The sequence below is a fragment of the Cedecea neteri genome (genome assembly GCF_000757825.1).
In the GTDB taxonomy this organism is placed as follows: domain Bacteria; phylum Pseudomonadota; class Gammaproteobacteria; order Enterobacterales; family Enterobacteriaceae; genus Cedecea; species Cedecea selenatireducens.
The window spans coordinates 2,171,068-2,186,161 of record NZ_CP009451.1; the positions used below are offsets into that span (position 1 = coordinate 2,171,068).

The 15,094-nt window shown below is 53.5% G+C and carries 14 protein-coding genes and 1 other RNA gene; 9 read left to right on the forward strand and 6 right to left on the reverse strand.

The genetic code is table 11. The annotated features are described in order from the left end of the window. Window positions 1–8 precede the first annotated feature (8 nt). The gene (locus tag JT31_RS09960; RefSeq protein WP_038476257.1) at window positions 9–1,331 is read right to left on the reverse strand and encodes an amino acid permease; all 1,323 of its coding nucleotides are present in this window, start codon (window positions 1,329–1,331) and stop codon (window positions 9–11) included. 505 nt (window positions 1,332–1,836) lie between these two features. Next, window positions 1,837–2,934, reverse strand: a complete 1,098-nt coding sequence (locus JT31_RS09965; RefSeq protein WP_038476259.1) for an AAA family ATPase — start codon at window positions 2,932–2,934, stop codon at window positions 1,837–1,839. 169 nt (window positions 2,935–3,103) lie between these two features. Between JT31_RS09965 and JT31_RS23505 the strand changes: the two genes are divergently transcribed. Next, on the forward strand, window positions 3,104–3,415 hold the full coding sequence (locus JT31_RS23505) for a hypothetical protein (RefSeq protein ID WP_200882459.1): 312 nt from the start codon (window positions 3,104–3,106) through the stop codon (window positions 3,413–3,415). Window positions 3,416–3,717: 302 nt separating this feature from the next. On the opposite strand, the gene rnpB is transcribed toward JT31_RS23505, so the two are convergent. Beyond that, an RNA gene (gene rnpB, locus JT31_RS22840) (RNase P RNA component class A) lies at window positions 3,718–4,094 on the reverse strand. A 59-nt stretch (window positions 4,095–4,153) separates the two neighbouring features. Continuing rightward, on the reverse strand, window positions 4,154–4,963 hold the full coding sequence (locus tag JT31_RS09975) for a DeoR family transcriptional regulator (protein WP_038476265.1): 810 nt from the start codon (window positions 4,961–4,963) through the stop codon (window positions 4,154–4,156). Window positions 4,964–5,214: 251 nt separating this feature from the next. On the opposite strand from JT31_RS09975, the gene kbaZ reads away from it, so the two are divergent. The 8 genes from kbaZ (at window position 5,215) to JT31_RS10020 (ending at window position 13,423) form a co-directional block, all read left to right on the forward strand. Beyond that, window positions 5,215–6,507 carry a tagatose-bisphosphate aldolase subunit KbaZ gene (gene kbaZ, locus JT31_RS09980; protein ID WP_038476268.1) on the forward strand — a complete coding sequence of 431 codons (1,293 nt, stop codon included), beginning with the start codon at window positions 5,215–5,217 and terminating at the stop codon, window positions 6,505–6,507. Window positions 6,508–6,531: 24 nt separating this feature from the next. After that, window positions 6,532–7,005: a PTS N-acetylgalactosamine transporter subunit IIB gene (gene agaV / locus JT31_RS09985; protein WP_038476271.1), complete on the forward strand. Its 474-nt coding sequence runs from the start codon at window positions 6,532–6,534 to the stop codon at window positions 7,003–7,005. Window positions 7,006–7,015: 10 nt separating this feature from the next. Next, the gene (gene agaW / locus JT31_RS09990) at window positions 7,016–7,798 is read left to right on the forward strand and encodes a PTS N-acetylgalactosamine transporter subunit IIC (protein ID WP_038476274.1); all 783 of its coding nucleotides are present in this window, start codon (window positions 7,016–7,018) and stop codon (window positions 7,796–7,798) included. After that, on the forward strand, window positions 7,788–8,663 hold the full coding sequence (gene agaE / locus JT31_RS09995) for a PTS N-acetylgalactosamine transporter subunit IID (protein ID WP_038476277.1): 876 nt from the start codon (window positions 7,788–7,790) through the stop codon (window positions 8,661–8,663). Before agaW ends, agaE begins: the two co-directional genes overlap by 11 nt. A 15-nt stretch (window positions 8,664–8,678) precedes the next feature. Beyond that, window positions 8,679–9,113: a PTS galactosamine/N-acetylgalactosamine transporter subunit IIA gene (gene agaF / locus JT31_RS10000; RefSeq protein WP_038476280.1), complete on the forward strand. Its 435-nt coding sequence runs from the start codon at window positions 8,679–8,681 to the stop codon at window positions 9,111–9,113. Between the two features lie 351 nt (window positions 9,114–9,464). Then, a complete protein-coding gene (locus tag JT31_RS10010; protein WP_038476286.1) occupies window positions 9,465–10,622 on the forward strand; it encodes an SIS domain-containing protein in 1,158 nt (385 codons plus the stop codon). A gap of 10 nt (window positions 10,623–10,632) precedes the next feature. Next, window positions 10,633–11,511 (forward strand): tagatose-bisphosphate aldolase subunit KbaY, encoded by an 879-nt coding sequence (gene kbaY, locus JT31_RS10015; RefSeq protein WP_038476289.1) that lies wholly within the window; start codon window positions 10,633–10,635, stop codon window positions 11,509–11,511. A gap of 22 nt (window positions 11,512–11,533) precedes the next feature. Further along, window positions 11,534–13,423 carry an enterotoxin gene (locus JT31_RS10020; RefSeq protein ID WP_038476292.1) on the forward strand — a complete coding sequence of 630 codons (1,890 nt, stop codon included), beginning with the start codon at window positions 11,534–11,536 and terminating at the stop codon, window positions 13,421–13,423. Window positions 13,424–13,482: 59 nt separating this feature from the next. On the opposite strand, the gene JT31_RS10025 is transcribed toward JT31_RS10020, so the two are convergent. Then, window positions 13,483–14,085, reverse strand: a complete 603-nt coding sequence (locus tag JT31_RS10025; protein ID WP_038476295.1) for a hypothetical protein — start codon at window positions 14,083–14,085, stop codon at window positions 13,483–13,485. A gap of 142 nt (window positions 14,086–14,227) precedes the next feature. Continuing rightward, window positions 14,228–15,094 carry a 16S rRNA (cytidine(1402)-2'-O)-methyltransferase gene (gene rsmI / locus JT31_RS10030; protein ID WP_038476298.1) on the reverse strand — a complete coding sequence of 289 codons (867 nt, stop codon included), beginning with the start codon at window positions 15,092–15,094 and terminating at the stop codon, window positions 14,228–14,230.

Genomic DNA, 15,094 nt, shown 5'->3' on the forward strand with positions numbered 1-15,094 from the left:
CCAGGCCATCAGGAGAACGCCAGGAAAGGAGAAACACAAAGCAATAGCCCGGTAATAATAATAATAATCAGAGATACCCCTTTATATTTATGCAGCGCCGGGACTTTATAAACCAGCCATGCAGGGATCAAACACCCGACCATGCCAAATATTGGGCTACATATTGAGGTAAAACTTAACACGGGTGCATTCAGAACAATCGCACTCCAGGAAAGCAAAATTGCAAAGATCATAATGCCGTATTGCACCAGTCGCTCATTAATTTTCTCAGCGGCAATTTTACGGCGTAATATATTAATCACGATACCCTGCGTTGCTTCACGAAACCCGAGATAAACCCCAAAGAATGCGGTCATTACCGCAAAAATATTTAATATAACGCCGACGACAGTAACCCATGAACCAGACCCGCCATTAATAAACTGGGCGGCAATCGCTAATGCTGAAATATTTTGTTCATAGGCTTTTACCGCTTCATCGTGCCCCATCGCCAAAGTAAACGACACCGCATAGAAAAATACCGTGACAAACAAAATCCCAAAGGCAATATTCATCGCTCGTAATGCTTTATGGCGAGCGACCTCACGAGATTTTTCTCGCGATCTGTACGAGATAACCATCGGGCTCAGCGTCTGAATAAACAGAATAGAAGTCAGGGTAAAGGGCAGCGTGATGATGGCATTCTTGATAAGCAACCCCAGCGGAGGCAACGAACCCGCGTTATAGAGATGCCAAAGGCCAATCATTGATACACCCAGCGCCGCCACAACCAGAAGTTTAGTCATCACCATCAAGCTGGAAACTTTAAACAGCAGCCGCTCACCGCGTGAAGATATCGCCACCAGCACGCAAATCAGTATCAGGCCATAAAATGGGTTATCTGAAAGTAACTCGTCCGTTACGCCAAAGGTATGCAGATAAGAAGCGCTGTCATTAGTAATGGCGGTAGCGTAAACAAACATCCAGATAACCAACATAATGAAATAAAGCGCCCCTAACAATACCCCCCAGTTTTTCCCAAGATAACCGCTGATCACGCTTGGGTAGTCTTTACATTCCGGGGATTCGGCAAGGGTATTAATAAACAACCGCTGGAATAAATACATCGCGGGGTAACCTACAATGGAAGAAAGCAGGAAAACCCACAATCCCATTAATCCAACCTGAACGGGTAAAAAAACGATCCCCGCACCAATTGCCATACCAATACTCATTATTATCCAGCCAATGTCGTTACTATCCAGCTTTATTGCATCCTGCCATTCACGTTCGGTCATTCCGGCACGACGAGCAGCCGGTGAGGTCGCCAGAGGGGCGATTATTGTTTCCATTTAATATTTCTCTTAATGTAGGATTTAATCGTTATTTTAAATAAAGCAATAATTCCCCGGGCGATGAGATACCGGGGCGAACAATTGGCAGGTCTTTTTTATAATAAAACAATGATAGCGCGCTAAAGAGAGAAAAAACTTGCAACTATGCAGGATAAAAAGACGCCAAAGAGAAAATTATTCTCCTGTAAGCATGAAATTATGTTGTTTTTTACTTCTCATCAGCCAGTTAGGGGAATAATTAATTACCCGGAGGTATTAAAAATAAGTATCACGTTGTTTTATATTGATTTTTATACATCAGATTTTTCAAGGCAAATTCACCTTTTCGCCATCGGTGTGAAGTAGCGCAAAAAATGCAGTGAATGGCTTGTTAAGCAGGCCAGAGACAAAAATGATGAAGTTCACACGGTTAGCCGCTTTTAGCATATCTCTCTGATTATTGTTGCAGCCAGGTTACCGCAAAGCAGATTTCACCAAAGCAGGCGCTGAGGCACAGAACGGCTCATAAAAGCCGGTTTACCCGCGTCTCGCCCTGCTCAATCCCCAGCTCATACAATGTAAATGCCGTGTGCTTTTCAATGAGCTTAGCCAGCTCCGGCGAGTGGCTGGTCAGCCAGATTTGCGTGTAACGACTCGCCTCGGCTATCAGCCGCGCCAGCGCCGGAAGCATTTGTGGATGTAGGCTGTTTTCAGGTTCATTGAGAGCGATAAACTGCGGAGGCCTCGGGCTAAGCAGCGCCACCGTCAGGCACAGAAAACGCAGCGTTCCATCAGAAAATTCAGCGGCCTCCAGAGGCCGGTTAATCCCCAGTCGGTTCATCATCATCTGGAAGCGCCCGCCGGTGTTATCGCAGAAAAACCTACACTCCGGGAAGGCCTCATCCAGCACGGTAAACATCAGCTCGCTGTCGCCAATCTCAACGATCGTCTGAAACGCGGCGGCCAGGTTTAAACCATCGCCGGAAAGCACCGGGCTGCGGTAACCCACCTGAGGCAATCTGAGCCCTGCCCCTTTGGAAATGTCGAACTCGTGGTAAAAGCGCCAGTTTCGCAACGTCTCCCTGGCACTTGAAACTTCCGGGTACAGATGCGGCTCGCCAAGCTGGCCAAAGAGGGACTCATTTTCATACAGCGTGGCGGCATGGGTGACCTTTTCGCCGTTGACGTTATTGAGGAAAACCGTCTGATTACGGCGCTGCATTACCGATGACGATGGGCGGCGCCGATAGCCACTGAGCCAGATTTGCTCCTCTTTGACGATAGGATCGAGGCCAAACATCGTCGGGTACGGAAGCGGTTCGGGAAACCCAACCTGCAGCTCATATTCAAACGTTTCGGTTTCTACCGCCAGCGTTAACCTGCGCGGCGCGCTGGCGTAGCCTCGGGCTCTATCGCCGGCCCACATGGCCTTCTGGATCCCACCTTCGTCGGAAAGCCAGTGGGACAGCTGCCCGGTACCCGCCCCGTGGATCAGATGAATCGCCTTATAGATGTTCGATTTACCGCATCCGTTCGGCCCAAACACCACGTTCAGCCTTCCTAAATCAATAGAAAGCTTGCGCACCGAACGATAGTTGTCGATATACAGGGATTTGATCATGATTATTCGCCGCCGTGAAACTTGATGCCCATTATGGCAAATACATGCCGAAGCACACCAGTTTACCGCCTGTCGATTAAAGCGATCCCAGAGCGACCAGCACATCAAAGATCAACACCACGGCGATCGTGCCGATCGCTATTTTTCTGTCAGCAGCATCAGGCTCCCTGTGCTTCATCTCTTCTCCCTTTGTCTTCAGTCAGCCAAATCTCTGACCCGTGCGCTGGCTAATGCCCGCTGCCAGCGGGATCTTCATGTCCGGATCCGGCCAATACGCCCTGACGATAACCTGGCTATCGCCGACGTTATCCGTAAAACCTTCCGCGATAACAAAATCGATCATATCGAAGGCGTAAGCCTGCACGATCCGGCGCTGGCGATAGAGCAGGCCGAAGCATTCGGTTTCCAACATCTGGACGGTAGCCTCGGCAACACCGGCCACAACAGCTGCGATATCTGTATGCTCAAAACGCTGAAATAATCTTTTTAAAAGTAAAACACCCCGCAAAACTTTCATCTTGCGGGGCGTTTCTGAATGGTTGAAGCTGACCGATAAGCCGCTTTCTTTCCATGAATAGCGTCGTGGACAGTCATTCATCTTATTGTTTCTGAATGCAAAACACCCCGCAAAACTTTCATCTTGCGGGGCGTTTCTGAATGGTTGAAGCTGACCGATAAGCCGCTTTCTTTCCATGAATAGCGTCGTGGACAGTCATTCATCTTCTTCTTTTCTAAAATGCAAAACGCCCCGCAAAACTTTCATCTTGCGGGGCGTTTCTGAATGGTTGAAGCTGACCGATAAGCCGGGTTCTGTCGTGGACAGTCATTCATCTAGGCCAGCAATCGCTCACTGGCTCAAGCAGCCTACCCGGGTTCAGTACGGGCCGTACCATGTGAACCCCTATTTGGCCTTGCTCCGGGTGGAGTTTACCGTGCCACGGACTGTTACCAGCCGCGCGGTGCGCTCTTACCGCACCCTTTCACCCTTACCTGATCCCGCTTGCGCGGGCCATCGGCGGTTTGCTCTCTGTTGCACTGGTCGTGGGTTTCCCCCCCAGGCGTTACCTGGCACCCTGCCCTATGGAGCCCGGACTTTCCTCCCCTCCGTCCGTCTCCCCCGAAGAGGACGACGACGAAGCGGCGACTGTCTGGTCAGCTTCGGCGCGCAGTATAGAGGGTTTCACCCTCCCTGTCACGCGGGCCCGCCAGAAACGAAAAGCTAGTCGCCGACAAGCACAACATCAATACCGCTTTTACGCAGCGCGCTCAGGCTTTCCGCCGGAATACCTTTATCGGTAATCACCCGGTGAATACGCTGGGTATCGATGATTTTATGCAGGCTGGAGCGGTTAAATTTGCTGGAATCCGTGACCACAATAATCCGTTCGGCGACTTCACACATTTTACGGTTAAGCCGGGCCTCGTCCTCGTTATGGGTGCTCACGCCGCGCTCTGGATCGATGGCATCCACGCCGAGGAAAAGCATATCGAAATGGAAGTTTTGCAGCGACTGTTCAGCGCTATCGCCGTAAAACGACAGCGACTGACGGCGCAGGTGCCCGCCGGTCATCAGCACCTCGACGCCTTCGGCTTCCAGCAGCGCGTTAGCCACGTTGATGCCGTTGGTCATCGCAATCACTTCTTTATGCTGGCGCATAAGACGGGCGATTTCATACGTCGTGGTGCCGGAGTCCAGAATCACCTTGTCACCGGGATTAATAAGATCGGCTGCGACCCGCGCAATGCTGCGCTTCAGTGACTTATTCAGCGAGCTTTTATCCTCCACCGAAGGTTCAGCCACCGCGCTGCCGGGTTCACAAATCAGTGCCCCACCGTAGGCACGAACGGCAATGCCTTGCTTCTCCAGGAAAGCCAGATCGTTGCGAATAGTGACGGTAGAGACGCCAAAAAAAGAAGATAAATCATTAACCTGTACGCTTCCCTGCTGGCGAAGGCGTTGAATAATTTGCTCGCGTCTTTCGCTGGTACCCGGAATACGTTTGTCCGTTGCGGTATCGCTGTTGCTCATAGGGTAACCTTTCAATATATCTTTCGTTTCATTTCTATTTGCCTATTAACACCTTTCTTTTAGCAGAAAGCAACCCCCAGGAATCTGCGCTCAAACGGTGCTTTTTTCCCTCATCAACCTTTCATTATGTTTCTTTTGCGAAACAGATCTCAATTCCAGTATCTTTCTTTTTATTCTCAAACGCCATTCAGGCACGATTAAATGAAATGAATCGAAAGAAAATGTTTTAACCCATCGCCGTGGAGAGGAAAGTGAAACAGTTGACCGAATTTGTCGCTAGCCATAAACGGAACAACCAATGCGGGATCTTTGCCGTATGTTCTGCACATCCGCTGGTGCTTGAGGCGGCTATGCGCCATGCCCGTGAGGCCGGAACCAGCCTGCTTATCGAAGCTACTTCTAACCAGGTCGATCAGTACGGCGGCTATACGGGGATGACGCCGGCGGACTTCTGCGGCTTCGTCTACCAACTGGCCGAACAGCATCGCTTCCCCCACGCTAACCTGATTCTCGGCGGCGATCACCTTGGCCCAAACCGCTGGCAAACCCGGCCTGCAGAAGAGGCGATGTCTCATGCCGAAGAGCTGATTCGCAGCTATGTGGCCGCAGGTTTCAAGAAAATACACCTCGACTGCAGCATGTCCTGCGCGGGCGACCCGGTACCGCTCACTGACGATATCGTTGCCGCACGTGCAGCGAGGTTAGCTACCATTGCCGAACAAACCTGCATCGACCACTTTGGTCAAGCCGACCTGGTATACATCATCGGCACAGAGGTGCCGGTTCCCGGCGGTGCGCATGAAACCCTTGCCGAGCTGGCCGTCACCACGCCACAGGCGGCCAATGCCACGCTGGAAGCGCATCGCAACGCCTTCTCTGAACAAGGCCTCAGCGCTATCTGGCCCCGAATTATTGGCCTTGTTGTTCAGCCGGGCGTCGAGTTTGACCACACCCGGGTGATTGACTACCAGCCGGAAAAATCTCGCGCGTTAAGCAAAATGATCGAAGCGTCACAGACCATGGTGTTTGAAGCGCACTCGACGGATTACCAGACAACGCAGGCGCTACGCCAGCTGGTAGAGGATCACTTTGCAATACTGAAAGTAGGCCCGGCGCTGACCTTCGCCCTGCGTGAAGCGCTTTTCTCGCTGTCGGCCATCGAACGAGAACTGCTTCCGGCCCACAAATGTTCCGGGCTAAGGGACGTGCTGGAAAGCGTGATGCTCGACCATCCGGAACACTGGCAGCAGCACTATCACGGCAATGGAGATGCGCTGCGTCTGGCGCGCGGCTACAGCTACTCGGATCGGGTGCGCTATTACTGGCCGGATCGCGACATCGACGACGCTTACGATGTGCTGGTCAAAAACCTGGCCCATGAACCCCTTCCGCTGCCGTTAATCAGCCAGTATCTGCCGCTTCAGTACGCCAGAGTGCGCGAAGCACAGCTGGCCGCCAGCCCTCACGAGCTGATTATCGACCATATTCAGGATGTGCTGCGTCAGTATCACGCGGCCTGTCACGGTGAGCCATCTTCTCATTAACACAATGATAATAAGGGAAATAACATGCCAAATATTGTCTTAAGCCGCATTGATGAGCGCCTTATCCACGGCCAGGTTGGCGTGCAGTGGGTCGGATTTTCCGGCGCTAACCTGGTGCTGGTCGCCAATGATGAGGTAGCGGAAGACCCTATACAGCAAAACCTGATGGAGATGGTGCTGGCGGAAGGGATCGCCGTGCGTTTCTGGCCGCTGCAAAAAGTCATCGACAACATCCACCGCGCGGCCGACCGCCAGAAGATCCTGCTGGTCTGCAAAAACCCTCAGGACTTCCTCACCCTGGTGAACGGCAGCGTGCCGGTAAAACGCATCAACGTTGGCAACATGCACTATGTCGAAGGTAAGAAGCAGGTCGCCAAAACCGTGTCGGTCGACGAACAGGACATTGCCGCCTTTTCCGGGCTGAAACAGGCCGGCGTAGAGTGTTTTGTCCAGGGCGTGCCGACGGAATCAGCTCAGGATCTTTATAAACTTCTCTGAGGTATTTGCTATGGAAATCAGCTTACTGCAAGCGATAGCGCTGGGCCTGCTGGCCTTTATTGCCGGTCTGGACATGTTCAACGGCCTGACCCATATGCACCGCCCCGTTGTCCTTGGCCCGCTGGTTGGCCTCATTCTCGGCGATCTCCACACCGGCATTCTCACCGGCGGCACGCTGGAGCTGGTGTGGATGGGTCTGGCCCCCCTCGCCGGAGCCCAGCCGCCGAACGTGATTATCGGCACTATCGTCGGCACCGCTTTCGCGATCGGCACCGGCGTGAAGCCAGAAGTTGCCGTCGGGGTCGCGGTGCCTTTCGCGGTTGCGGTACAGATGGGCATCACCTTCCTGTTCTCCGTGATGTCCGGCGTGATGGCGCGAGCCGACCGCATGGCGGCTAACGCCGATACCAGAGGCATCGAACGCATCAACTATCTGGCGATGCTCACGCTCGGTATCTTCTATTTTCTGTGCGCTTTCTTGCCGATTTACTTCGGCGCCGATCATGCCAAAACGGCCATTGATATGCTGCCCGCGCGGCTCATCGACGGGCTTGGCGTTGCCGGGGGCATCATGCCGGCTATCGGTTTTGCCGTGCTGCTGAAAATCATGATGAAAAACGTCTACATCCCCTACTTCATTATCGGCTTTGTGGGCGCGGCCTGGCTGAAGCTGCCGGTGCTGGCGATTGCTGCCGCAGCGCTGGCGCTGGCGCTGATGGATTTACTGCGCAAAGACCCGACTCCGCCGCAACCCGCTCGCGCTAAGCAAGAGGAATTCGAAGATGGCATCTGATACCCAAATCCTTTCTCAGGCCGCAGAGCCTGAAACCGTCATCACCAACGGTAACGACAATATCTATGAAGATCAGAATATTGGAGCGGAGCTAACGCGGAAAGACATTAACCGCGTAGCGTGGCGCTCAATGCTGCTGCAGGCCTCGTTTAACTACGAGCGCATGCAGGCCTGCGGCTGGCTGTATGGCCTGCTGCCCGCCCTGAAAAAGATCCACACCAACAAACGCGATCTGGCGCGGGCCATGCAGGGGCATATGGGGTTCTTCAATACCCACCCGTTCCTGGTCACCTTTGTTATCGGCATTATTCTGGCAATGGAACGCTCAAAGCAGGACGTGAACAGCATTCAGAGCACAAAAATCGCCGTTGGCGCGCCGCTTGGCGGCATCGGGGATGCAATGTTCTGGCTGACGCTGCTGCCGATATGCGGTGGCATAGGCGCCAGCCTGGCGCTGCAGGGCTCCATCCTCGGCGCTATCGTGTTTATCGTGCTGTTCAACGTGGTGCATTTGGGCCTGCGTTTTGGGCTGGCGCACTATGCTTATCGAATGGGGGTTGCGGCTATTCCGCTGATTAAGGCGAACACCCGCAAGGTAGGGCACGCCGCCTCCATCGTCGGGATGACGGTCATCGGTGCCCTCGTTGCAACCTATGTCCGGCTGTCTACTACGCTCGAAATTACCGCCGGTGATGCGGTGGTTAAGCTGCAGTCTGACGTCATCGATAAGCTGATGCCGGCGTTTCTTCCGCTGGTTTATACCCTGGCGATGTACGCCCTGGTGCGCCGCGGCTGGAGCCCTCTGCGCCTGATTTGTATTACCGTCGTTTTGGCCGTTGTTGGGGAGTTTCTTCACTTCTTATAGTCAGGAGAAAAGCAGATGTTAAGCATCATTTTGAGCGGCCATGGAGGCTTTGCCAGCGGCCTGGAGCAGGCGATGAAACAGATCCTCGGCGAGCAGCCGCAGATTATCGCCATCGACTTCCCGGAAACCTCCTCCACGGCGAGGCTTACTGAACAATTTCAAGCGGCTATAGGCCAGCTTGATGAACGCGAAGGGCTGGTCTTTCTCACGGACCTTTTAGGAGGAACGCCGTTCAGGGTCGCCTCAACGCTGGCGCTCGAGAAACCAGAACGCGAGGTAGTCACGGGCATCAACCTCCAGCTACTGCTTGAAATGGTGCTGGAGCGAGAAGGCTTAAACAGCTGCGAGTTTCGCCAGATGGCGCTGGAGTGCGGCCATCGTGGCCTGACAAGCCTGGTCGACGAGATGGCTCGCCACCGAGCCACGGAAGCCAGCGAAGAAGGTATCTGAAGCAAATGACCGGGTAGCCCCTCTCCAGTTTCGCCCCCCGTTTAATGAAAGCGGCCTCCTCTGCTGCTTTCGTTATGCATCATTTTGGCCTGCGGCCTGCTCCGCCGCAGACCTTTCCTTTTCTTTTCCATAACGCTTTAACATCAAAAAATATCTTTTTAAATCATTTAATTAATATAAAAATGACGATCGGCGCCATGGTTTTCGTTTTATTTCTTTTATACGTATTGATCTTATCAAAACCTTTCTATACATTTCCTTTAAGCACTAACAACCTTTAAATGAAATAAAACGAAAGGTCGCCATGCGATCCAGCATGACACCTGACTCTGCAATGCTAAGGACTTAGTCATGAGTGAAACCTCCGTTGCCGCAGGCCGCAGCACTTCCACCTGGACCGAAAGAGAGATTCGCCAACAGCCAGCCAGCTGGATCCGCTCGCTACAGCAGATCGATCGAACTCGCGATCGCATCACCGCCTTCCTGTCTCCACTGCTCGCCGACGATAAGCTGAAAATTATTCTTACCGGCGCGGGAACCTCGGCCTTTATCGGCGACATCATTGCGCCCTGGCTTTCTCGCCACACCGGCAAACAGTTCGTTGCCGTCCCGACCACCGACCTGGTGACAAATCCACTGGACTATCTCACCCCGGAACAGCCAACGTTGCTGGTATCCTTCGCCCGCTCCGGCAACAGCCCGGAGAGTGTGGCAGCGGTGGATCTTGCCAATCAGCTCGTTAAATCCTGCCATCATCTGACCATCACCTGTAACGAAGGCGGCAGCCTCTATCGCAGCGCGCTGGAAGACAGCCGTTCATTGCCGCTGCTCATGCCTGCGGAAACTCACGATCGCGGCTTTGCCATGACGAGCAGCATCACCACCATGATGGCAAGCTGCCTTGCGGTCTTCGCGCCGGAGATAATCAACACCCGATCGTTCCAGGACGTAGCGCACCGCTGCGCGCAGATAATTCATTCTCACGGGGATTTCAGCGAGAGCCCATTTGGTGCCCTTCCCTACAAGCGCGTGGTCTACCTTGGCAGTGGTGGCCTGCAGGGCGTGGCACGGGAAGCCTCGCTCAAGGTGCTGGAACTCACGGCGGGCAAGCTGGCGGCGTTTTACGACACGCCGACCGGCTTCAGGCATGGCCCCAAATCCCTGGTGAATAACGAAACGCTGGCGATCGTGCTGGTTTCCAGCGATCCGTACACCCGTCAGTACGATCTGGATCTGCTGGCAGAGCTGCGACGAGACAGCCTGGCAATGCAGACGATCGCCATTTCGGCAGCAACCAGCCCGGAAATCGAAGCTGGCCCGCACATTCTGCTGCCCGAGGCCGACCGCACGTTCCTCGACGTTGAGCAGGCGTTCTGCTTCCTGATGTATGCGCAGATTTTCGCACTCACCTCGTCCGTTAAAGCAGGCATTACGCCAGACACACCTTCCACCAGCGGCACGGTAAACCGCGTGGTAAAAGGCGTCGTCATTCATCCCTGGAAAGGCTGAGAGGTTCATCATGAGCATTATTTCGACGAAGTATCTGCTTCAGGACGCACAGGCCAGAGGCTATGCGGTACCGGCTTTTAATATCCACAATGCCGAAACCATCCAGGCGATCCTTGAAGTCTGCAAAGAGATGCATTCCCCGGTGATCCTTGCCGGTACGCCCGGAACGTTTAAACACATTGCTTTTGAAGAGATTTACGCCCTGTGCCATGCCTATTCAGAAAGCTACGGCATGCCGCTGGCTCTGCATCTTGATCACCATGAAAGCCTCGCAGATATCAGCCGCAAAGTTAACGCTGGCGTGCGCAGCGCCATGATTGACGGCAGCCACTTCCCGTTTGCAGAAAACGTGCAGCTGGTGAGATCGGTGGTCGACTTTTGCCACCGTAACGACTGCAGCGTCGAGGCCGAACTGGGCCGTCTCGGCGGCGTGGAGGACGACATGGACGTGGACGAGGAGAGCGCTTTCCTCACCGATCCGCAAGAAGCGCGCCGCTTTGTTGAACTCACCGGCGTCGACAGCCTGGCGGTCGCCATCGGTACCGCTCACGGGCTGTATACCAAACGCCCGAAAATAGACTTCAAACGGCTGGGCGAAATCCGCGAAGTCGTCAGCGTGCCGCTGGTGCTCCACGGCGCCAGCGACGTCCCGGACGAGTTTGTGCGTCGCGCCATCGAGCTTGGCGTCTGCAAAGTAAACGTGGCAACGGAACTAAAAATCGCCTTCGCCGCCGCGGTGAAAAGATGGTTTGGCGACAACCCGGAAGGCAACGATCCGCGTTATTACATGCGCGTCGGCATGGATGCGATGAAAGAGGTTGTGCGCAGCAAAGTCGCGGTATGCGGATCGGCTAATAAATTGCTGCCGGAATCAGAAGCAGCCCTGTAACTCACTCCCGTAAGGACCTCTGATGAAGACAATAATAAAAAGCTCTCTACTGATGATGTTGCTAAGTCACGTGGCGATGGCCGCACAGTACCAGTTGGAAAACGATAACCTTGCCGTCTCTTTCGACGATTCAGGTTCGGCAGCGGTGATTAAAGACCGGCTTTCCGACCATAAACTGGCGCCCATCGAGCTGTTTTTCCTGACGCTACCGGATGAAAAGGTTCTCCATACCGCCGACTTTAAAATCAAAAACGTCAGCAAAACCGCAGACGCCATTCAGATTGATTACGAACGGGACGACTTCTCGGTCAACGTGACCCTGAAGCTGCTTAAGGGGAAATATGCGGCGGTGGACTATACGCTCCAGGCAAAAGGCCAGCCTCGCGATGTCGCAAAAATTACCTTCTTCCCGACCAAAGGCCAGGCTCAGGCACCTTATGTTAACGGTGCCATCAACAGCTCCCCGATCGTCGCGGACAGCTTCTATATGCTGCCGCAAAAGCCGATTGTGAATACCTACGCTTACGAAACCACCACCAACCTGAACGTCGGACTCAAAACGCCGATTAAAACCGACGCGCCGGTGACCTATACGGTCTACTTCGGAACGTTTGAAGCAACCGACCAGCTCCGCCGCAGCTTTAACCAGTTTATCAACGCCATGCGTCCACGCCCTTATCAGCCCTATCTGCATTACAACAGCTGGATGGACATCGGTTTCTTTACGCCCTACACCGAAAAAGACGTGCTGACGCGCATGGATGAATACGCCAGCGAGCTGATAAGCAAGCGGGGCGTGAATCTCGACGGCTTCCTGCTGGATGATGGCTGGGATGATTTAACCGGAAAATGGCTGTTTGGCCCGGCGTTTAAGCACGGCTTTGGTGCCATCAAAGAAAAAGCCGACAGCCTGCATACTTCAGTCGGCCTGTGGCTCTCGCCGTGGGGGGGCTACAACAAACCGCGCGACGTGCGCGTTTCACACGCCAAAGAGAACGGTTTTGAAACCGTAGACGGCAAGTTTGCGCTCTCAGGCCCAAACTATTTCCGCAATTTTAATCAGCAAATCATCGGGCTTATTAAAAACGAACATATCACTTCGTTTAAGCTCGACGGCATGGGCAACGCGAACTCCTATATCAAAGGCAGCCCGTACGCCTCGGACTTTGATGCCTCCATCGAGTTAATCAGGAACATGCGGGCCGCCAACAAAGACCTGTTTATCAACCTGACCACCGGCACCGACGCCAGCCCGTCCTGGCTATTCTACGCCGACTCTATCTGGCGTCAGGGCGATGACATCAACGTCTACGGCAAAGGCTCTCCGGTGCAGCAGTGGATAACCTATCGTGATGCAGAGACTTATCGTTCGATTGTGCGTAAAGGGCCGCTGTTCCCGATTAACTCGCTGATGTACCACGGTATCGTCAGCGCCGAGCACGCGTACTTTGGGCTGGAAAAAGTACAGACGGATCGGGACTTTGCGGATCAGGCATGGAGCTACTTTGCCACCGGCACTCAGCTGCAGGAGCTGTATATTACGCCGTCAATGCTGAACAGCAGCAAATGGGACACGCTCGCCGACGCGGCGAAATGGTCACGGGCAAACAGCAGCGTGCTGGTCGACAGCCACTGGATTGGCGGCGACCCAACGCAGCTCGAGGTTTACGGCTGGGCATCGTGGAGTAAAGAAAAGGCAATTTTAGGCCTGCGCAACCCGTCGGATAAGCCGCAAAGCTACTATCTCGACCTGAATAAGAGCTTTGAAATTCCGAACGGTGAGGCCACGAGCTTTACGCTGAAGCAGGTTTACGGCAAGAACGAGACGCTGGCCAACGACTACGGTAAGCCGCTGATTGTGACGCTGAAGCCTTTGGAAACGCTGGTGATTGAGGCCACGCCGGTAAACTAATAACGTTATAAGGCCCGAAGGTATGGACTGCTCCCATATCACGGGCCTTATTCATGTTGTTATTCGCAAGATTTTTCTGCCACCAGCACAATACCATGACGAGATTCATCAGGAGACAGGCTCCAAATCTCCGACTCTGGAATGCTTTCTCCGTCATAGCTGACACGCTCCCCATCATAGGGATAGAAGTGACCACTCTCGGTATCCAGCACATACACCTTAACTTGCTTCGATGAACGGGCAATACGCCGCCAAATTCCCTGCCCCCCTGCGTACTGCTCATGATCGCTCATCAGGATCAGATTCTTCTCCAGGATAAGGTGCTCATAAAGCGTGGTTGCGACTCGCGTATCACGTGCCGGGCTGTCGACAACCACACCCTCAACCTGAGTCACGGCTTTCGCTTCCCAGTAACGCTTCACGGCAACAATAGATTCTTCCTGCCTGGTGCTTTTGCGAGGGATAAGATCCAACTTAGCCACAACCAGATGGCGAAGTTCGTTGTTGTCATCAAGAGTGGGCTCGGCATAGATAATCGCCGCCGCAGTTTTATCTTTGCGAAAAACGAATAAAGCGGGTTCACCCAGAATTTCCGTGGTTCCAGAAATATCGAATGCTCTTTCTAATGCTGCAGGGCTGTAGCTGATGGGGTAAACAACCATCCTCGAATCTCCTGGTATCAATACCGGCATAAACTTTAACTCCCTTAAAGTCATTCAGTCATGCACAAATTAACACCAGGGAGTTCGTTTTTTAAACACTAACCGCGTTGCGATGTGAAAACCAGGAGACGGCTCGAGAAAACTATTTCTCGCTGTTTTCTAAAGCATGTTTATACAAAGCATTTTTCTTCACGCCGTGGATTTCGGCAGCCAGCGCAGCGGCTTTTTTCAGCGGTAATTCTGTTTGCAACAATGCAAGCGTACGCAGCGCTTCGGCCGGCAGCTCGTCATCGCTTTGGGCTTTAAAGCCCTCAACAATCAGCACCATTTCGCCTTTACGGCGATTTTCATCTTCCTTTACCCATGCCAGCAGTTCGCCGACGGGTGCACCGTGAATCGACTCCCAGGTTTTGGTCAGCTCGCGCGCCAGCACCACGTAGCGGGATTCGCCCAGCACCGCACAGATATCTTCGAGGCTATCCAGCAGGCGGTGGGTTGATTCATAGAAAATTAGCGTTCTTGGCTCCTGCTCAATGGCCTTAAGCGCATCGCGGCGGCCTTTTGATTTTGCAGGCAGAAAACCTTCGTAGCAGAAGCGGTCGGACGGTAAACCCGCCGCGCTGAGCGCTGCGATGGCGGCGCACGGGCCAGGCAAAGGCACAACGCGAATGCCTGCTTCGCGACAGGTGCGCACCAGGTGATAACCCGGATCGTTAATCAGCGGCGTACCGGCGTCGGACACCAGCGCGATGCTTTGGCCTTCCTTCAGTTTTGCCACTAACGTTTCGGCTTTTTGTTGCTCATTGTGATCGTGAAGTGCGAAGAGTCGCGCATTAATCGCAAAATGCTGCAGCAAAAGGCCGGTATGGCGAGTATCTTCTGCGGCAATCAGATCAACGCTTTGCAACACCGAGAGGGCCCGCTGTGTGATGTCCCCGAGATTGCCGATAGGCGTCGGAACGATGTAGAGCGTACTGGCTGAAATCGCCGCCGTTTCGTGTTGTTTCAT